This is a genomic window from Peptoniphilus olsenii, assembly GCF_040545475.1.
Taxonomy (GTDB): domain Bacteria; phylum Bacillota; class Clostridia; order Tissierellales; family Peptoniphilaceae; genus Peptoniphilus_A; species Peptoniphilus_A olsenii.
The window spans coordinates 21,478-40,867 of the sequence record NZ_JBEPMA010000006.1; the positions used below are offsets into that span (position 1 = coordinate 21,478).

The following is a 19,390-nucleotide window of genomic DNA, read 5'->3' on the forward strand; positions in this document are numbered from 1 at the left end:
TGAGGAGGAGAATTTGTTAAGATGAAATAAAAAGTGTAGTGAAATAAGCATAAGAAAAGTCTTATATTTGTTTCTACAGAGCGGCTACTCTACAGGTAGATTCCTCGACTCGCTTTGCTCGCTCGGAATGACAGTTGTAGGGGTTGTTGTAGTCTATAGGCTTCAATTCTTACGAATTTTCTTTCACTCGGAATGACAGTTTGAAAGGTTATCACTTTATCTACTTTTCATTTCTTAATAGTTTTTCTTTATATTTTTTTAAAAAATTTATATTTATTTCCACTCAACTAAAAAAGAGCGACCTTCTTCGCTCTTCTTCATTTTCTAATTTTTATTATTTTTTAATAATTTTTATTAATATTTTTCAATTTTCTCTTTTATGTTTTCTACTGTAAATCCAAATCTTTGGTATACTTCTTCGCCTTTGCCACTTGCTCCGAATCCGTCTATTGATATTGCTAGTCCGTCTAGGCCTATATATTTTTGCCAGCCGAAGGATGATGCTGCTTCTATTGATATTCTTTTTGTGATATTTTTTGGCAATATTTCTTCTTTATAATCTGATGATTGGGCGTCAAATAGTTCCATTGATGGCATGGATACTACTCTTATTCCTTGTAGTCCTTGTGCTGCTTTTAGTGCTATGTCTACTTCTGATCCTGTGGCTATTATTATTTTTTGTAACTCGCCTTCTTCTTTTTTGATTATATATGCTCCTTTTTTGATGTCACGGGAGGAGTTTTCTAGTTGTGGCAAGTTTTGTCTTGATAGTGCGAGTACTACTGGTGAGTTTTTGGAGTTTAATGCTAGGTTAACTGCTGCTGCTGTTTCACGGCCATCTGCTGGTCTAATGACTATCATGCCTGGGATTGATCTTAGCATTGCTAGTTGTCCTATTGGTTGGTGTGTTGGTCCGTCCTCACCCACTCCTATGGAGTCATGTGTGAACACGTAGATATTTGGCAGATTCATCAGTGATGCTAGTCTGATTGTTGGTTTTAGGTAGTCACTGAATATTAAAAATGTGGCTGCGTATGTTTTTAGTCCTCCATGCAATAATATTCCGTTTGTGATTGCTCCCATGGCATTTTCTCTGACTCCAAATGCGAGGTTTCTGCCACTTCTATTTTCTGCTGAGAAATAGTCTTCGTCTTTTAGGAGTGATTTGTTTGATGGGCCAAGGTCTGCTGATCCTCCAAATATTAGTTTGTTTTCTTTGGCTATTTTGTTTAATACTTCGCCAAATACTGCTCTTGTCGCCATATCTTTTGTGAATGTGTTGTAGTATTCTTCGTCTAGGTATTCTTTTTTGTCAAATTTTAGTGATTCTTGATATTTTGCATATTCTTGTGGATATTTGTCGGCGTATTGTTTTTCTATTTGTAGTTTTTCTTCTGCTTTTTTTGTGTTTCCTTCTATTAATTTATCAAAATGTGTTTGTACTTCTTCTGATATATAGAAGTCTTTGTCTGGGAATTCAAAAAATTCTCTTGTTTTTGATGTGTTTTCTGCTCCTAGTGGTGAGCCATGTGCTTTTTCGGAGTTTTCGTGTGGTGAGCCGTATCCTATTTTTGTTTTTACTTCTATGAGTGCTGGTCGTGGTGATTTTTTGGCTTCTTCTATTTTTTGGTTGATTTCTTCTAGATTGTTGCCGTCTTCTACTAGGAATGTGTCCCAGCCAAGTGCTTCATATCTTTTGCATACATCTTCTGTGAAGGCAAGGTCTGTGGAGCCTTCGATTGATATTCTGTTGGAGTCATATAATGCGATTAGTTTGTTTAGTTTTAGTGTGCCTGCCAGTGATGATGCTTCGTTTGATATTCCTTCCATTAAATCGCCATCGCCAACTATTGTGTATGTGTAGTGGTCTACTAGTTTTAGGTCTTCTTTGTTGTAGATATCTGCTAGTTTTTCTTCTGCTATTGCCATACCTACTGCCATGGCTATTCCTTGTCCTAGTGGTCCTGTGGTTGCTTCGACTCCTTTTGTGTGTCCATACTCTGGGTGGCCTGGTGTTAGTGAGCCAAGTTGTCTGAAGTTTTTTAAGTCGTCCATTGTGAGTCCATAGCCAAATACATGGAAAAGTGAGTATAATAATGCACTACCATGTCCTGCTGATAGTATGAATCTATCTCTGTTTGCCCAGTCTAGATTTTTGGAATCTCTAAGTATATGGTTTTTGAAAAGTTCATATGCCATTGGGGCTGCTCCTAGTGGAAGTCCTGGATGGCCTGAGTTTGCTTTTTCTACTTGGTCTACGCTCAACATTCTAATTGTGTTTACTGCTAAATTATCGATATTCAAATTTACACTCCTCACTCTACTGAATTTTTATCTTTTAATATTGCTAACAAAAATTTTGGTAAATCTATTTGTCTTTTTATTCTTGATGGGTTTTTGATTAATCTATATAGCCATTCGAGTCCCAGTTTGATAAATATATTGGGGGCTCTGTTTGCTCTACCCGATAATACGTCTAGCACACCGCCGTTGCCTATGATTATTTTTGCATTTATTTGGTTTTTGAATTGGTCTATCCATTTTTCTTGACGAGGGAAACCAAAACCTACAAATATTATGTCGATGTCTTTTGAGTTGATTTCTCTGATTATTTTTTCTTCTTCTGATGTATCAGTTTTGCCGTCAATGATGGAGTTAAAGTACCCGTTGTGATACCCTGCGACTTTTAGATTTTTGTACTGCTCTTCTACTCTTTCTTTGGCTTCAAAGGCTACGCCTTCCTTGCCGCCCAAGAAATAGAGGTTTAGTCCTTTTTCGTCTGCGAGTTCTATTAGTTTGATTGATGTGTCGAAACCTGTAACTCTTTCTTTTATTGGTTTGTTTCGAATTCTGGATGCGTATACAAGTCCTATGCCATCGCAAAGGACAAGGTCGGCAGAATTTACTAAATTACAAAGATTATTATCTCTTTTAGCTGCCATTACTATTTCGGTGTTGGGTGTGAAAATTGTGTTTAACTTTTCACTTTTTAAAAAACTGCGTAGAATTTTTTCCGTTTCCTGTTGGTCTATGTTAAAAATCTCTACGCCAAAAATTTTTACTTTTTCCATAATATTCCTCTCCAGTGTTAAGTTTACCATATACGAATATAGGTTTCTAGAGAGAAAGTATTTTTTGGAAGTTTTGTGTGGAATTTTTATGCGTGTGGGTTGGGGTTGTGGGTGGGGGGTGGGGTGTTTTAGTGTTTTTAACTGTCATGTTGACTAAGTGAGCATAGCGGACGCATGGAGAGATCTGCATGTGGTGGGAAAAACATGTGATGGTAAAATAGAAAAGGTAATAATAGGAATAATAAGAAAAGACTTCTATTTATTTTTACAGAACTGCCCCTCTACAGGCAGATTCCTCGATTCCAGAAAATTCTTGTGAATTTTCTTTCACTCGGAATGACAGTTGTAGGGGTTGTCACTTTATCTTCTTTTTATTTTTTTATAATAAATAAAACAATAACAGTTCTATTTATTATAAAAAAATAAAAAAAGGACTATTTCTTTTATTGAAATAGTCCTCGTTATGTATGCTGCCCAATTATTTTATTCCCAAACTCACTTTAATACCATTATCTACATCTTTCATTATATCTTGGTCGAATCTGCCGATTTTCTCTCTCAATCTTTTTTTGTCTATAGTTCTTATTTGCTCCAAAAGAATTACTGAATTCTTGGGGAGTGGAACTTCTTTTGCTCTAACTTTAACGTGGGTAGGCATCTTCGCTTTATTTAATTGAGATGTGATAGCTGCTACTATTGTCGTTGGAGAATATTTGTTACCCACATCGTTTTGGACAACCACAACAGGTCTCACTCCGCCCTGTTCAGACCCAATTACAGGTGAAAGGTCGGCATAAAAAATGTCTCCTCTTTTTACCATCATATTTCCTCACCTAGTGAAAAGATCGATAAGAGTCCCATATCATTATATCCAAAATAAAATTAGTTGTCAAAATTTTATATTCTACTATTCTGTAGGTTTGTGTTATTTTAAATACATTGGTATTATGAGGTTTATTGCTACAAAAACTGCCAAAGGTATGGCGTATTTTTTGCTTTCTTTTATGTTTTCACGTCTCCCACCTGGTATATAGTGAACTAGTGCTGGCGATGCTAATACTATATATCTCAGTATGTATAGTAAAAAGCTATCCCTTGTGTATCCATGAAAGAAATGTGCTTTTCCTTTTATTGCTAGATATGTATATGCTATATCTAGTGCTAATAATATTATAAAAATTATTTTTCTATTTTTCATTTTTTAACCTCTAGATTTTATTGCCGGAAGAATTCTCTCCCGGCTTTATTTTTACTATGCACTAAAATAATAAAAAATTGATGTCACTATTATCCAAAATATAATAAAAATTATTCCTGGTATTATGACAGTAAATGCTGGATAATGTTTTTCAAATAATTCCCACATCACATAAAAAGTTATAATATTCGATGCATGTCCTATTGCATACACATACCATGGATATTGTTTCATAATTATTACCTCTTGTTGATTATTTGTTAAATGCTGATGTGTTTTTATTAATTGTTAACGTTATTATATTATTATTATTCAACAAATATTTTACAAGGTTTTTATAATAATTTTTCTATATTTTTAAAAACTATATCTAGTTCTTCTATCAAGTCTCGTGCTATTATTGTCGTCATTGATTTTCGCTTGGCTGCTAGGTCGCCACATAGTCCATGTATATATGCTCCTGTTAGTGCTGAGTCAAATGTTGTTTGTGTTTTTAGAAGTGTGGCTATCATGCCTGTTAATACATCTCCGCTACCTGCTGTTGCCATGCCGGGATTTCCTGTTTGATTTATGTGTATTTTTTCTCCGTCTGTTATTACTGTTTGATGTCCTTTTAATAGCAAAACTACTTTATATTTTTTTGCAAATTCTGTGGAAAGTTTTATTCTATTTTTTCTTATTTCTGAGACTTCTGTGTCTATTAGGCGTGCAAATTCGCCTTCATGTGGTGTGAGGACTGTGGTATATTCTTTCCTTCTTTGTAATATTTCTAGATTTTTAGACATAATGTTTAGTCCGTCTGCGTCTACGATTATTTTTTTGTCTACTGAGAGTGCTGTTTTAAATATTTGGACTGCTCTTTCGTCTAGTCCCATGCCTGGGCCTACTGCTAATACGTCAATTTCTTGAAGGAAATTTTTTAAGTCATCTAATTTTTCAAAGCTTTTGGCTATTGGTTCTACATATTTTATGCTCATGATATTTAGTATTTCTTCTGGGACTATATTATATACAAGCCCTGCTCCCATTTTGAGTGCTGCTTTTGTGGATAAAAATGCTGATCCTGTCATGCCAAGGCTGCCTGCTATTATTGCTATTTTGCCAAAATCGCCTTTGTGGGAATACGGATTTCTCTTTTTGAATTTTTTTAGTATTTCTTCTTCTATTTCTATTTTTTTATCGCCATAAATTGCCACTGCTATGGCATAATTTTTTTCGTGGCTGATTGATAGGTAATATTTTTCTCCTTTTACTTCTGCATGTGGCACTTCTTCTATATATTTTAATTTGATGTCGTGAAATGTGGTTTTGCCTATGCCTGTTCCTATTGCTTTTGATACTGCTTCTTTTGCTGCATACATGCCTGCAATGCGTTCGTATGGTGTTCTTCTTTTTTGTATTCTTTGTATTTCTTCTTCTGTGAAGACTTTTGGTAAAAATTCTGGGTGTTTTTGGACTATGTTTTTTATTCTTTCTACTTCTACTATATCTATGCCGTACATTTTTTCACTTCCATTTGACTTTTTTTGTGTTTTCGATTATTATATCATACAATAATATGAATATTTTTGACGATGAAAATATACAGTAAGCGAAAGCTGAATTACAATATTGGAGTCAATTTAATTTTTAAGGCCTCGGCGAAGAAAGGTGGTACCACGAATGCGTCCTTTCGTTTCTGTGGCTTTTTTTATTTTTTTGGAGGTTATTATGGAAAATGTATTTGATATTTTGACTGAGAGGGGCTTCCTCGACCAATGTACTTACGAGGATGAGCTAAGAGAAATACTCGGCAAAGAAAAAGTTCCTTTTTATATTGGTTTTGATGCTACTGCCGATTCTCTAACTCTAGGACATTTTTTGCAAATTAGAGTTATGCAACATATGCAAAGGGCAGGTCATATTCCTATTGCTCTTTTGGGCGGTGGTACTACTACTATTGGTGACCCATCTGGCAAGAGCGATATGAGAACTTTAATGGATAGAAAGACTATTGACTATAATGCGAAAAGATTTCAAGAGCAAATTTCTAAATTTTTAGATTTTTCGGATGGCAATGGCTATATTGAAAACAATGCTGACTGGCTCACTAAATTAAACTTTTTGGATTTTGTGCGTGAAATTGGTATTCATTTTTCTGTGAACAGAATGCTTAATTTTGATTGCTACAAGAATAGAATGGAACAAGGTTTAACTTTTTTTGAATTTTCTTATATGCTAATGCAGTCTTATGACTTTTTATATTTGTATAGAAAATATGGTTGTAAGCTTGAAGTTGGCGGCTCTGACCAATGGTCAAATATATTGGGTGGCTACGAACTTGTGCGTAAACTTGAAAATGACAAAGTGTATGCTATGACTTTTAAGCTTCTTACTACTGCAAATGGTATAAAAATGGGTAAAACTATGGCAGGAGCAATTTGGCTTGATGAGAAAAAGACCTCTCCTTATGAAATGTTTCAATATTTGAGAAACTGTGACGACAGAGATGTAATTAAATTCATGAAGCTTTTGACAATGCTCCCATTAGAAGAGATTAGCAAATATGAAAAACTTGAAGGCTCTGAGATTAATAAGGCCAAAGAGGTATTGGCATATGAAATTGTAAAAGATATCCATGGTGAAGAAGCGGCTAAGTCTGCACTTGATGCTTCCCATTCATTATTTGGAGGCAACCAGGAGTCAAATGATATTCCTGCTACTGAAATGAATAAAGATGATTTCAAAGAACCTATGGGTCTTTTGAATCTTATGACAGAACTTTCTCTTATAGGCTCAAACTCAGAAGGTAGACGCCTTATCAAGCAAGGTGGGGTTAGTGTAAATGATGAAAAAGTGACTAATCCTAGTATGGTAATTTCTCTTGATGATTTTGTAGACGGAGAAATTATGATTAGAAAAGGCAAGAAAGTTTATCACAAAGTTATTATTAAATGAGGTGAATGATGAATTTAGAACCAAAAAAAGTTTTTGATTATTTTGAAATGCTGGCACAAATTCCTAGAGAGTCTGGAAATGAAAAGGAAGTTTCTGATTTTCTAAAAAAATTTGGTGAAGAAAAAGGATATGAAACTGTACAAGACGAATCATTGAATGTGATTTTTAGAGTGCCTGCTAGCAAGGGATACGAGGACAGAAAAAGAGTTATATTGCAAGGTCACATGGATATGGTGTGCGAAAAAGGCAAAAACTCTGACCACGACTTTTTGAAAGATCCTATTGAACTAATAGTAGATGGTGACAAACTGCACGCCAATGACACTACTCTTGGGGCTGATAATGGAATTGGCCTTGCTATGGCAATGGCTCTTGCTGAAGAAGAACATGGCCCTATGACTATTATTGCAACTGTATCTGAAGAAACGGATATGCATGGAGCAAAAACTTTGGACGCTTCTCATCTTGATGGAGATTATTTAATCAACATCGACTCTGAAGAAGAAGGTGTGCTGACAGTATCATCAGCAGGTGGAAAGCAATTTTTTGGCAAATTTGATGCTGAATTTGAAGAATATGTTGGTGAAATATTTAATATACACCTACATGGTCTACTTGGTGGTCACTCTGGAATGGAAATTGCAAACAACAAAGGCAACATGATTAAAATTATCGCCGACTTAGTTAAATCCACTCCTAATTCTCAATTTGCAAATATAGACTGTGGTACAAAACAGAATGCTATACCTCGAGAAGGAATACTTGCACTTGTTTGTGATGAAAATGATTTGAAAAAATCTATAAATGAGATGTTAGAAAAATACGCATCTTTAGATGGCAAACTAGAAATTGAATATAAAAAAGATACACTTGACGGAAAAATAATGAGTAAATCATCTACAGAAGAACTTGTAAATCTGCTAGAAGAATTACCAACAGGACCTAACACATTCTTAAACGAAGAAGAAAAAGTCCTTGAATCATCATCTAACTTAGCAATAGCTAAATTAAAAGATGATGTAGTTGAGATTTTAGTATCACTTAGATATGCTAGCTCAAAACTTGCAGAAGACTTTGGCAATAAATATATAAAAATTGCCGAAAAATATCCAATGACTTATGAATTTACAAATCCTTATCCAGAATGGGAATATAAAGAAAACTCTAAATTTAGAGATATAGTGGAAAAATTGTATCAAAAAATCAATGGTGAGGAAATGAAAGAAGAATTTACTCACGGTGGATTAGAATGTGGAGTATTCTTTGAAAAAAACAATAATCTAGATATAGTATCCATTGGCCCAGATACAACTGGAGCTCATACACAAAAAGAAACACTTTATATTTCATCTACAAATAGAGTTTATGAACATCTTAGAGAAGTATTAAAAAATATTTAAAAAATGAAAGAACTGCCTAGACAAAAGTTTAGGCAGTTTTTATGTTTAGAAAAATGAATAAATATAAGTAGCGTATCTTGCAAATGCTGTTAACAATGCTAGATAGAATACTAATCCTTTGAGAAAAATCGCAATTTTAGAATTGCTTTCTACATCTCTTTTTAGCGTTGCAAAAAAATAATATCCCGAGTAAGCACAGCCAATAGTTAAACTTATTAAGCTGAGAATAAAGCGGTTAGCAATAAGAGACTCATTAAAACCAATTACTGCCAATAGAATGAGGGCAATAATATAGTAACCAACCGAGACAAATTTGTAGTTTAAATTTTTTTCCATAAATTACCTCCCGTTTTAAAAATTTAATACGTTAATACTTATTAATAGCATAGCATAACATAAAAAAAACAACAAGAGGAATTTAGCGGGATTGGCGTAGTCTTTTCAACTGTCATCTCGACTAAATGAGCGGCAGTGAATGTATAAAGAGTCTTGCTTGTGATGGAGAGAATATGTAATGGTGAAATAGAAAATGCTGTGGAATAATAAGCAAGGATTTTTATTTATTCTTACAGAACGTCTACTACACAGGCAGATTCCTCGACTTCAAACCCTTTGGGTTTTCCGCTCGGAATGACAGTTGTAGGGGTTGTCTTTGCCCTTTCCAATGTCATCTCGACTAAGTGAGCAGAGCGAACGCATGGAGAGATCTGCTTGTGGTGGAGAGATTTTGTTTAGGTAAAAAAGAAGTGTAAAGGAAAAAATAGTAAAAAGATTTTTATTTATTTTTACAGAACTACTCCTATACAGGCAGATTCCTCACTCTTCGAGTACACGGCGACTTTCGCTTTGCTCGCTCGGAATGACAGTTGTGGGGGTTGTCGTGGTCTATAGGCTTCAATTCTTACGAATTTTCTTTCACTCGGAATGACAGTTGTGGGGGTTGTCGTGGTCTATAGGCTTCAATTCTTACGAATTTTCTTTCACTCGGAATGACAGTTGTGGGGTTGTCGTGGTCTATAGGCTTCAATTCTTACGAATTTTCTTTTGTATATTCCAATGATAATAGTAAATCTTAAATGAAACCTCTTATAGTGTCATCTCGACTAAGTGAGCAAAGCGAACGCATGGAGAGATCTACATGTTGTGGAGAGAATTTTTCCCCTCCCATGTCATCCTGAGCGAAAGAAATCTGTCAAGATTTCTGAAGTCGAAGGATCTGCATGTGATGGAGAGAATCTGCATAGTTTTAAATAAAAAAGTATTCAAGCACCTAAACCACGAAAAATTATAGGGATAAGAAAAAACTTATATTTATTGACAAAAAAAGAATGCCATTTCTATTTTTATAGTAAAATGACATTCTTTATATTGTAGCTGAAAATCCCATCCAATGGTTACTTTTAGGTTCTAACACTCTTTCAATCACTCTTTCTTAATTTAGTAAGTCTATTACTAAATATCATCATAAGCTTACAATCTTGTATAAAATTAAATTAATATTTGGAAAACTCGAATCAAAGTTCTTTCTCTTAAACTTTGCATCTCTCAAATAAACCTAATTGTTATACATCTACATACATTTTAATTCTTAGCTCGATTAAATATCTATCTATATTAAAAGTCGTTGACTTAAATTTGTTAAAATCTATCAAAAACTTTCTACTGTTAATTGTATTCGCCGTGTTAATTATTTTGATTTTAATTGGATGGAATTTTCAAGCTACGCACCAAATATATTACTTTGCTATTGCTTTAGTATGTTATTTGGTATTATTATTATACCCCGTGATTTAAAATAATAACATCTTTTTTTTAAATCTTTTTAAATTTTTTCTAATTTTTTTATAAAACATGTAAAATTAGCCATTTTAATATAAAAACTTTTTTATATTTTTCGTACTTTTATTGTTAATTTGTAAATTTTTTTAAATTTTTATATATGGGTATTATATTATAGAGGTGATTTGATGAATACTTTAATCGGTTATAAAAAATGTAGTACTTGTACAAATGCTGAAAAAATGTTACAAGGAAGTTCGCTTGAGTATAATTATAGAGAGATTGACAAAGATCTTTTGAATGTTGATGAACTTCGTGAGATTAGGGAAAAGGCTGATATTGATTTAAATAAGCTTTTTAATTCTAATGGTAATGATTATAGGGAATTAAATCTAAAAGATAAGAAGAAAGACATGACGGAAGATGAAATTTATGATTTGCTTTCTAAAAATGGAATGCTCGTTAAAAGACCTATTTTAATCACTGATGAAGGTACTTTTGTGGGGCCTCAGGTCAAGAAATATTTAGAATCAATGAAAGATGAAAAAGATAAATAATTTTTAAATCGCAATGTGTTAAGCGTTGCGATTTTTTATTGTTATAGGGGTTTGTTTTTTTCCGCTTGGAATGACGGTTTGGGGGTTGGCGTAGTCTTTTCAACTGTCATCTCGACTAAAAAGCGTTGATAACGCATAAAGAGTCTTGCTTGTGGTGGAAAGATTTTGTTTAGGTAAAAAAAGAAGTGTAAAGGAAAAAATAGTAAAAAGATTTTTATTTATTTTTACAGAACGACTCTTCTACAGGCAGATTCCTCGATTACAGAAAATTCTTGCGAATTTTCTTTCACTCGGAATGACAGGGTGTGAGGTTAACACCATATTTATATTTGATTTCTCAATAATTTTTCTTTTTATTTTGTAATAAAATTTTTTTATTTATTTTTACAGAACGACTCCTCTACAGGCAGATTCCTCACTCTTCGAGTACACGGCGACTTTTCAAACCCTTCGGGTTTTCCGCTCGCAATGACAGGGTGTGAGGTTAACACCATATTTATATTTGATTTCTCAATAATTTTTCTTTAATTTTTATAAAATTTCAAATTTAATTGCAACAAAAAACTCCCCAAATATTGGAGAGTTATTGTCCGTTTTCACGGTGTAAAAAAAGTAATTTATTTCATTTGTGTTTGCAAATTTGAATATATTTTGTAAATAATTTCAAATATACAAAATAATATTTTTAATATCTTAACACCAATATTTTTATTCGTCAAGTTTTTTATAGTTCTTTTGAAAAAAACTTGTCAATTTCTAGGAAGTATTCAGATTTTGCAAGTACTAGTAATTTATCCCCTGATTTTATTACATCATTTGCTATTGGCACAAATTCGTAATTGTCTCTTTCTACTGAAATTATTATTAAATGTCTTGGGAAATCTATTTCTGATAGTCTTTTGCCAACTATATTTGATACTGGGTTTACTCCATACTCAAATACTGAATAATCTCCTAATTCTCGCTCGGGAGTTTCTAATAGGTTTTTGTCTTTTAATTGTCTTTCGAATAATGTTTCATAAATTGGGTCTACTTTTAATACTTCTGCTACATAGTAAGCTACTAATACTACTATTGATAGTCCAAGTAAATGTTCAAAGGTAGAGGTCATTTCGCTTACTAATATTATTGATAGTATTGGGCTTCGCACTACTGATGCGAGTATTCCACTCATGCCAAGAATTATGAAATTTACATAATAAAATTCTAGTCCTGCTTTTGCTCCAACTAGGGAAAATACCATTGCTCCGCATGCTCCGCCTATGACAAGTACTGGCAAGAATATCCCACCTTGCACTCCACTTCCATAACAAAATGTTGTGAATAGTAGTTTTATTATAAGTATTAAAAGTAAATATTTTAATGGAAATTCTTCTTTTGCAAGTTCTTCTAATAGTCCATGTCCGCCTCCAGTCATTTCTACGAAGCTATATCCTACTATTATTGTAACTAGCATTAAAATTATATATTTCCATATTGGTTTTTTTAACTTTTTGAAAAAGTCTTGGCTTTTTACAATTAATTTATTAAATATTACTCCAATAATTCCAGTAAAAATGCCTATTAATATTGCCACCCACATATGTTTAATGGGAAGTGAATCTTTTACTGCAAATGAAAATGATGTGTCATAGCCCATAAGTACAAAAGAAATGTAATTTGCTATTATTGAAGCTATGAGAGCTGGTAGTAGTACAAATTTGGAAAATGATTTGTGAAGTTCTTCCATTGCAAAGATGCAACCTGCCATTGGTGCATTAAAGGCTGCTGCAAGTCCTGCTGATGCTCCGGCCGTTATCATATATTTTATTTCATCGGGAGGTCTTTTCATTATTTTTCCTATTATTTTTGCACCTGCACCTCCCATTTGAATTGATGGGCCCTCTCTGCCGAGTGAAAAGCCCATTAAATTTCCAAGTACTCCTCCAATTATTTTAGAAATTAGAGTGGGTGTTGCATTCATATCAAACTTTCCTAGTATCTCTCCTCTTATTTGAGGTATTCCACTGCCTCCAGATAATGGTGCTAGTTTTAATAAATAATGAATTATAAGAGATATTATGGCCGCTAAAAATATTAAAGTGAGCACAGTTTTGAATTCAAAATTTGCATAGAGAGTGCCCCTAAATATTCCCATTTGAGATATTATATATCTATAAAATACTGAAAATAATCCTGCAACTATGCCTACAACTATTGATTCAAATAATATTACTATTATCAATTTTTGTTTTTTAAAAAAATTATCCCGCATTATCAATCTTCCTTTTGTTTTTTAAATGATTCCATTGTTTTTGATTTAGTTTTAAAACTTCTATTGTGTCTTTATCTCTTGATATATCCTTAGGTTTGGTGTATAAGTTGAAATTTATGTGATTTATTAATGAACCTTTGATATCTGAGGTTAAATTGAAGGAGCGTCCTTTATATACATTGATGAAATTTGCTTTTATTAAAATATTATTATTGTCTCTATATATTAAATTTTGTTCAATAGGATAGTAACTCATCCTAATGTGAGTACTGTCAATATAACCTGCAATTGTATTATAATACTGGCTGTCATCTCTTTTAAGTTTCATGTGTAAATCTGGTAAATGTATGCTCAGTCCGTCATCCATGTCTAAAAAATAGAGCAAATCTTTGGAATATAGTTTTTTTAGATTTCCGTCTTCATCTGTTATCAGATACAATTTTAGTTTATCTCTGTTTATTAAATCGAGGTCTAGCTTCATCTTTGTCTTATTTAAAAATTCTGCAATTCTCTCGTAAGAAAAATCGTCTCGGGTAGAATAAAATTCAAAAACTTTGTCTACAAGAGATTTAAACTTTTTTGAATCAAGTACAATCTGATATTTATATGTGTCCGTTGTCCTCACTTTAGTTGAACGCAATACATCATTCCACTCTTCTTTTACATATTTTTTGAGTTCATTATTTTGCTCACTTAAAGAAAGAGGAGGCTCAAATAAATTTGGTTTATTAGTGTCATAACCTAAATCCTCAAGTGCAGTTGAGTTTTCTGATAAACTCTTCATTGTATTTCTGTCTATATAGAATACATTTGGAGCATACTCTGGGTCAATTATATAGACTTCATTGTTGATTACTTTTTCCTCGTGTACTTCTTCATAATTTGTACCTCTTCTATATTTTTTGTAGAGATACTTAGATTTATTAGTAACATCAGTAGTACTTATATAGTTCCACTGCTGTCTATAAAAGATTCCCTTATCGATTAAAATCGAAAAAGTTGCATCACCATCGGCTTTTATTTTGTTATACATTTGTCCGAGTTCTAAGCCTTCAAAATAGTCATCTATAGCAGAAATAGCACGTGTTTCTACAGAATACAATGCACTTGCAACTATTTTTTTTGGATATGTGTTGAATTTATAGTAACTGAAGATAGCAATTAAAAATGCTGCGATTAAAATTAAGTATTTTTTCCATTTCATTTTATACACCTAATAATAGTTTACAACAAAGTCAATAAAATACCAATAAAAAAGCCAAGCTCAACTTGGCAAATCATTTTTTATAAGTTTTTGAATTTGTTGATTTTTTAAGTTCTTTCCTATAACTACAAATTTGGGGCTGGTTATATCGCCTATATCTCCTATTTTGTAACTTCCATTTACATAATCAAATCTAATGTTGCCAGCAGATGTGGCAAAAAACCCTTTAGAGCGGATAATATTTCCATATTTTCCCATAGAAAAATTTTCTAAAATATAAATTAGTTCATCGACTGATTTTATATTGACATCTTTGATGCCTAAAGTCTCTAAATCTTTGTCATATATATTTTCGTTTCTTTGGATTGCAAGTTTGCCTTTTTTGCTCAAAATTCTTGACCACTGCTTTTTATTCCAATTTTTGTAGTGCGTGAACATATCTTCTGTAGGATTTATATTTAAATTTTTATAAATATTTTTAAAGTCATCTTCAGAAAAATTTTCAGATTTAGAAACTACAATATGTTTTGAATTATCTAGTTGGTTAAAAAAGTAATCGCTAAATTCATTTTTAGACGAGATATAATTCTCTCCATCTATTATCACTACAGGATCAAGCAGTCCAATTCTATCATATAAAACAGGTTTTAGATTGCCTAAAATATTGCTCAGAAAGGCAACTCCACTTGGTTCTACTACTAAGACATCGGGAGATAATGTGTTTTCAATAGTGACAACTGTACTAGAAAAATCTATTTTACTTGAGCAACAAATGCAGCCTTCTGATATTTCTTCTATTTTCAGATTATTTAGCGAATTTACTTCTGATTTTCTGAGTACTTCTCCATCAATATCCAATTCTGAAAATTCATTTTCCACTATGACAAAATCCCTGCCAGTAGCTTTTGCCATTTCTTTAATGAATGTAGTTTTGCCTGCTCCCAAAAATCCTGAAATTATCAAAATTTCCATAATACTCTCCATTTTTAATAAAATTTAAAGCCGAATACATAAATAAGAAATGTATCCGACTTTATTTTATACTAATATTAGATTGAAACAAGACAGAAAATTAAGTTCTGTATGAAACAAGTTTCGTTTTAAAAAATTCTAGTATTAATATTTATTCTTCAATAACAACAACTGGTTTGATTAAGTCTTTTGGTTTATCTTTCATTAGCATTAGTGCTTCTTCTACATGTTCAAACCCATTGAATTTGTGAGTTAGAAGAGGTTTTACATCTAGCTTTTTATTAGAAATTAAACTTGCTAATTTTTCAAGTCTATATCTTCCGCCAGGCATTAGTCCCCCAATAATTTGTTTGTGACCCATGCCAACGCCCCATTCTGCACGAGGAATATTGATATAAGTTCCTGAACCAAGATAATTAACATTTCCAATTTTGCCGCCTGGTTTAAGTGCTTTTATAACAGGTTCAAAAGTTTCTACTCCTCCACCTGCAATAATAGCTTTGTCTACTCCTTTTCCATCTGTGAGTTTGAGAACTTGTTCGTCAATTGGACCTTCTTTATAAGATATAAAATCTGTAGCACCATAACCTTTTGCCGCTTCAATAGTAACGGGACGTGAACCGACAGCGATAATTCGAGATGCTCCTCTTAAATTAGCACCTGCCACTGCCATAAGTCCAACTGGACCAATTCCTACTACTAAAACTGTGTCTCCAAATTGAATGTCGGCAAGTTCGGCTCCATGAAAACCAGTTGGTACCATATCTGATAGCATACACGCTTCAGCAGTTGTGATATTATCTGGCAAGTGGGCTAGGTTTCCATCTGCGTCATTTACATGAAAATATTCTGCGAAAACTCCATCCTTAAAATTGGAAAATTTCCATCCACCAAGCATCTCGCCAGAATGCATAGGAAAACCGCTTTGTGCCTCTACAGAATTCCAATCAGGAGTGATAGCTGCAACCATTACTCTGTCGCCAACTTTGAAATCTTTAACAGATTCGCCGACTTCATCTACAACTCCACAACCTTCGTGGCCAAGAATCATATTTTCACGCTCACCAATGGCACCTTCCCATACTGTATGAACATCAGAAGTGCATGGAGATAAGGCAAGTGGTCTAATTATTGCATCATTAGGACCGCAAACAGGTCTTTCTTTTTCAATCCAGCCTGTTTCTCCAATTTTTAACATTGCATAACCTTTCATTACTTCCTCCTTGTTTGTTAGAATTTTCAAATAAGTTTATTAATAAAGTATATTATTAATACTTATTTAATTATTACCACAACTTTGATATTGTATTCACGAGTTTTTTATTCTTGTGACTACTTTTTCTATTTATAGTTATATATTCTCTCCACTAATTGTAGACTCTCCATGCGTTCGCAACGCTTTTTAGTCGAGATGACAGTTGAAAACACTTGAAAGCCCCCACAACTGTCATTCCGAGCGAGCAAAGCGAAAGTCGCCGTGTACTCGAAGAGTGAGGAATCTGCCTGTAGAGGAGTCGTTCTGTAAAAATAAATAAAAAAATTTTATTACAAAATAAAAAGAAAAACCATTAAGAAATGAAATGTAGATAAAGTGACAACCCCTACAACTGTCATTCCGAGCGGAAAACCCGAAAGGTTTGCAGTCGAGGAATCTGCCTGTACTGGAGTAGTTCTGTGTGCATAAATAAAAAGAGCCGCAATAGTATGCTACCAAATCGACTCTTTTTTTAAATACTTTTTATTTATTTTGCGGCATTTGCTGTGACTTCTTGTCTCCAATTTCCAAATTTATAATATAATAAATTCAATATCATATTTAAAGCATAGGATACTGGATATGCTACACTTATTACTCTAATCGAATTAAATATTGGCATTGCAAAATGCACTGCTACCAGTCTAAATATACAAATAGAAAATAGTGAAATAATCATTGGTGGCATTGCTTTTCCGCACCCTCTGACAAAACCCGATACTGTTTCGGCCACGCCAAAAGACCATATGCCAAGACTTATTATTTTCAAGAAATCTGCTCCATAATCTACTACAATAGGATCGGAGTTAAACATGGCTATGAGAGGCCTTGCAAAAACTATTGCGATTATAGATAAAATAGCCGACAATCCAATAACTATTATAACTGAAACTTTGACTCCTTCTCTTAGTCTTTCAATTTTTCTCGCACCAAAATTTTGCCCTGCAAATGTAGTTACCGCAAGTGCGACTGCTTGTAGCGACATGAATATAAAACCATCGATACGTCCTTCTGCAGCTATTCCTGCAATGGCCGCTGAGCCAAAAGAGTTTATCTTCGCTTGGAACACAACATTGGTAAATGATAGTAGTGCAGTTTGTAGTCCTGTTGGTATACCTATTTGAAAAATCTGCTTTGCTTCTTCTTTGTAGAGTTTAATTTCATCTGTTCTCAGTTTATAACTGGCATCAGTTTTCAAAAGTGAAACAGTTACAAGTATTGCAGATACTACTTGTGAGCCTAGTGTTGCAAGCCCCGCTCCTAATACGGATAAATTTAAATATCCCACTAATAAAAGGTCCAAAACTATATTTACAACTGCTGAAACGCATAAGAAGTTAAAAGGTCTCTTCGAATCTCCTGCAGCTCTTAGAATTGAAGCTCCCATATTATATATTAAAATTGGAATAGTGCCCAAGAAAAATACTCTCATATATGTTGCTGCATCTTCAGCAATCTCGGGAGGGGTATCTAAGAGTTTTAAAAATAATGGAGTGGTAAGAATACCTACCAAAGTTATACCAAGCCCCGATACTATGCCGAGAAAATATGAACATCCTACTGACTTGCGCAGTTCTTCTCTATTATTAGATCCATAATAGAGAGAAATTATTACAGACGCACCAGTAGTAAGACCCAAGAAAAGACCAATTAATAAGTTTGATATTGGTCCTGTTGCACCAACGGCAGCCATAGGATTTTTACCTGCAAATTGTCCAACTATCATAAGGTCGGCAGTATTATAAAGTTGTTGCAAAAAATTGGTTAGAAGAAGAGGAATAGCAAACTTAATCAAACCTTCTGCTATTGAGCCAGTTGTCAGATTAATATTTCTACTTATCTTCTTTTTACTCATCTCGGTACCTCACAATCCCAATGTAGACTGGTGTAATCTTGCCTACATTGCTATTTAAAAGTTCGCCTTCTTTTATATCAGTTATTGCAAAAGTTTCGCGTGCTCTGACACATTGTCCATATTCATCGCCAGTATTCGAATCCATACCGCTTGGAATATCCACAGAAACAACATAATTTCCGTGCAAATTAATATTAGTTATAATATCATTGTATAATTTTGATAATTTTCTATTTAATCCTGTTCCAAAAATAGCGTCAACAGTTACTTCGGCAACCTCTAAAGACTCTATCAAATAATCATATTCGTCTTCTTCAATATAAAAAACTGAATCTGTTAATTTTTTTATAATTTCAAGATTAGTTGAAAAATCCTCAGAAAAATTGTCTCCAACTACAAAAATTTCAACTTCTTTGCCATTTAATATTAAATGTCGTGCAATGACAAGTCCATCACCGCCGTTATTGCCAGCACCACATATAATTGTAAAAGATGAATAATCATTTATTTTATTAAAAATTGCCATCCCTGCATTTTCCATCAAAACTAAGGAATTTATACCAAATTCTTCGATTGTTCTTTTTTCTAGCTCTATCATTTTTTCTCTCGAAATTGCCATAGCTTTCACCCCTTAATATTTATATGATATACGATATTAAAAGTTATTTAAAGAGTTTAAAAAAATTTTCACAAATATTTTTACAATTAATTTAAAACTCTTGAATAAATATACCGCCAAACTTTTATAAAATTAGAATTGTAATTTTTAGAAAGATAATTTAAAATACAAAAAGTAAATAATTTTGGTACAAAAATCTCATTTTATAAAGCTTATAACCCAATAGAAAATTTGATATAAGAATTATATATTCATAAATATATTTAATATTAATGAAATTAACACATTT

Annotated in this window: 16 protein-coding genes; 3 read left to right on the top strand and 13 right to left on the bottom strand. The window is 33.0% G+C overall.

Going from position 1 to position 19,390, the window contains the following annotated elements; all coding sequences use genetic code 11:
* Positions 1–354 precede the first annotated feature (354 nt).
* From tkt to ABID14_RS05995, 6 genes are all read right to left on the bottom strand, one after another.
* A complete protein-coding gene (gene tkt, locus ABID14_RS05970; protein WP_354368152.1) occupies positions 355–2,304 on the bottom strand; it encodes a transketolase in 1,950 nt (649 codons plus the stop codon).
* Between the two features lie 11 nt (positions 2,305–2,315).
* Positions 2,316–3,071 carry a WecB/TagA/CpsF family glycosyltransferase gene (locus ABID14_RS05975; protein WP_354368154.1) on the bottom strand — a complete coding sequence of 252 codons (756 nt, stop codon included), beginning with the start codon at positions 3,069–3,071 and terminating at the stop codon, positions 2,316–2,318.
* A gap of 478 nt (positions 3,072–3,549) precedes the next feature.
* Positions 3,550–3,894: a type II toxin-antitoxin system PemK/MazF family toxin gene (locus ABID14_RS05980; protein ID WP_354368156.1), complete on the bottom strand. Its 345-nt coding sequence runs from the start codon at positions 3,892–3,894 to the stop codon at positions 3,550–3,552.
* A 102-nt stretch (positions 3,895–3,996) separates the two neighbouring features.
* Positions 3,997–4,269, bottom strand: a complete 273-nt coding sequence (locus tag ABID14_RS05985) for a hypothetical protein (protein WP_354368158.1) — start codon at positions 4,267–4,269, stop codon at positions 3,997–3,999.
* A 54-nt stretch (positions 4,270–4,323) separates the two neighbouring features.
* Positions 4,324–4,503, bottom strand: coding sequence for a hypothetical protein (locus tag ABID14_RS05990; protein WP_354368160.1), 180 nt, complete (start codon positions 4,501–4,503; stop codon positions 4,324–4,326).
* Positions 4,504–4,604: 101 nt separating this feature from the next.
* Positions 4,605–5,771, bottom strand: coding sequence for an NAD(P)H-hydrate dehydratase (locus ABID14_RS05995; protein ID WP_354368162.1), 1,167 nt, complete (start codon positions 5,769–5,771; stop codon positions 4,605–4,607).
* Between the two features lie 208 nt (positions 5,772–5,979).
* On the opposite strand from ABID14_RS05995, the gene tyrS reads away from it, so the two are divergent.
* Entirely contained in the window at positions 5,980–7,206 is a 1,227-nt protein-coding gene (tyrS, locus tag ABID14_RS06000) for a tyrosine--tRNA ligase (protein ID WP_354368164.1), read from the top strand.
* A gap of 5 nt (positions 7,207–7,211) precedes the next feature.
* The gene (gene pepD, locus ABID14_RS06005; RefSeq protein WP_354368166.1) at positions 7,212–8,606 is read left to right on the top strand and encodes a beta-Ala-His dipeptidase; all 1,395 of its coding nucleotides are present in this window, start codon (positions 7,212–7,214) and stop codon (positions 8,604–8,606) included.
* A gap of 45 nt (positions 8,607–8,651) precedes the next feature.
* Here pepD and ABID14_RS06010 read toward each other — a convergent pair whose 3' ends face one another.
* A complete protein-coding gene (locus tag ABID14_RS06010; protein ID WP_354368168.1) occupies positions 8,652–8,942 on the bottom strand; it encodes a hypothetical protein in 291 nt (96 codons plus the stop codon).
* A 1,631-nt stretch (positions 8,943–10,573) separates the two neighbouring features.
* On the opposite strand from ABID14_RS06010, the gene ABID14_RS06015 reads away from it, so the two are divergent.
* Positions 10,574–10,942 carry a Spx/MgsR family RNA polymerase-binding regulatory protein gene (locus ABID14_RS06015; protein WP_354368170.1) on the top strand — a complete coding sequence of 123 codons (369 nt, stop codon included), beginning with the start codon at positions 10,574–10,576 and terminating at the stop codon, positions 10,940–10,942.
* Positions 10,943–11,666: 724 nt separating this feature from the next.
* Here ABID14_RS06015 and ABID14_RS06020 read toward each other — a convergent pair.
* The 6 genes from ABID14_RS06020 to ABID14_RS06045 form a co-directional block, all read right to left on the bottom strand.
* Positions 11,667–13,196: a ClC family H(+)/Cl(-) exchange transporter gene (locus tag ABID14_RS06020; protein WP_354368172.1), complete on the bottom strand. Its 1,530-nt coding sequence runs from the start codon at positions 13,194–13,196 to the stop codon at positions 11,667–11,669.
* Positions 13,186–14,400 (bottom strand): hypothetical protein, encoded by a 1,215-nt coding sequence (locus tag ABID14_RS06025; protein WP_354368174.1) that lies wholly within the window; start codon positions 14,398–14,400, stop codon positions 13,186–13,188. The genes ABID14_RS06020 and ABID14_RS06025 overlap by 11 nt, the downstream gene beginning before the upstream one ends.
* Positions 14,401–14,460: 60 nt before the next feature.
* On the bottom strand, positions 14,461–15,372 hold the full coding sequence (locus ABID14_RS06030) for a CobW family GTP-binding protein (RefSeq protein ID WP_354368176.1): 912 nt from the start codon (positions 15,370–15,372) through the stop codon (positions 14,461–14,463).
* A gap of 151 nt (positions 15,373–15,523) precedes the next feature.
* Complete coding sequence (locus tag ABID14_RS06035; RefSeq protein WP_354368178.1) at positions 15,524–16,585, bottom strand: NAD(P)-dependent alcohol dehydrogenase; 1,062 nt, start codon at positions 16,583–16,585, stop codon at positions 15,524–15,526.
* 529 nt (positions 16,586–17,114) lie between these two features.
* The gene (locus tag ABID14_RS06040) at positions 17,115–18,482 is read right to left on the bottom strand and encodes an MATE family efflux transporter (protein ID WP_354368180.1); all 1,368 of its coding nucleotides are present in this window, start codon (positions 18,480–18,482) and stop codon (positions 17,115–17,117) included.
* The gene (locus ABID14_RS06045) at positions 18,475–19,101 is read right to left on the bottom strand and encodes an NAD(P)H-hydrate epimerase (RefSeq protein WP_354368182.1); all 627 of its coding nucleotides are present in this window, start codon (positions 19,099–19,101) and stop codon (positions 18,475–18,477) included. Before ABID14_RS06045 ends, ABID14_RS06040 begins: the two co-directional genes overlap by 8 nt.
* Positions 19,102–19,390: the final 289 nt, after the last annotated feature.

Excerpts from the sequence above, each read along its gene's own strand:
- ABID14_RS06020 (WP_354368172.1), bottom strand. The coding sequence starts at position 13,196 with ATGCGGGATAATTTTTTTAAAAAACAAAAATTGATAATAGTAATATTA.
- ABID14_RS06030 (WP_354368176.1), bottom strand. The coding sequence starts at position 15,372 with ATGGAAATTTTGATAATTTCAGGATTTTTGGGAGCAGGCAAAACTACA.
- ABID14_RS06010 (WP_354368168.1), bottom strand. The coding sequence starts at position 8,942 with ATGGAAAAAAATTTAAACTACAAATTTGTCTCGGTTGGTTACTATATT.
- tyrS (WP_354368164.1), top strand. The coding sequence starts at position 5,980 with ATGGAAAATGTATTTGATATTTTGACTGAGAGGGGCTTCCTCGACCAA.
- ABID14_RS06045 (WP_354368182.1), bottom strand. The coding sequence starts at position 19,101 with ATGGCAATTTCGAGAGAAAAAATGATAGAGCTAGAAAAAAGAACAATC.
- ABID14_RS06035 (WP_354368178.1), bottom strand. The coding sequence starts at position 16,585 with ATGAAAGGTTATGCAATGTTAAAAATTGGAGAAACAGGCTGGATTGAA.
- ABID14_RS06015 (WP_354368170.1), top strand. The coding sequence starts at position 10,574 with ATGAATACTTTAATCGGTTATAAAAAATGTAGTACTTGTACAAATGCT.
- ABID14_RS05985 (WP_354368158.1), bottom strand. The coding sequence starts at position 4,269 with ATGAAAAATAGAAAAATAATTTTTATAATATTATTAGCACTAGATATA.
- ABID14_RS06025 (WP_354368174.1), bottom strand. The coding sequence starts at position 14,400 with ATGAAATGGAAAAAATACTTAATTTTAATCGCAGCATTTTTAATTGCT.
- ABID14_RS05990 (WP_354368160.1), bottom strand. The coding sequence starts at position 4,503 with ATGAAACAATATCCATGGTATGTGTATGCAATAGGACATGCATCGAAT.
- pepD (WP_354368166.1), top strand. The coding sequence starts at position 7,212 with ATGATGAATTTAGAACCAAAAAAAGTTTTTGATTATTTTGAAATGCTG.
- ABID14_RS06040 (WP_354368180.1), bottom strand. The coding sequence starts at position 18,482 with ATGAGTAAAAAGAAGATAAGTAGAAATATTAATCTGACAACTGGCTCA.
- ABID14_RS05995 (WP_354368162.1), bottom strand. The coding sequence starts at position 5,771 with ATGTACGGCATAGATATAGTAGAAGTAGAAAGAATAAAAAACATAGTC.
- ABID14_RS05975 (WP_354368154.1), bottom strand. The coding sequence starts at position 3,071 with ATGGAAAAAGTAAAAATTTTTGGCGTAGAGATTTTTAACATAGACCAA.
- ABID14_RS05980 (WP_354368156.1), bottom strand. The coding sequence starts at position 3,894 with ATGATGGTAAAAAGAGGAGACATTTTTTATGCCGACCTTTCACCTGTA.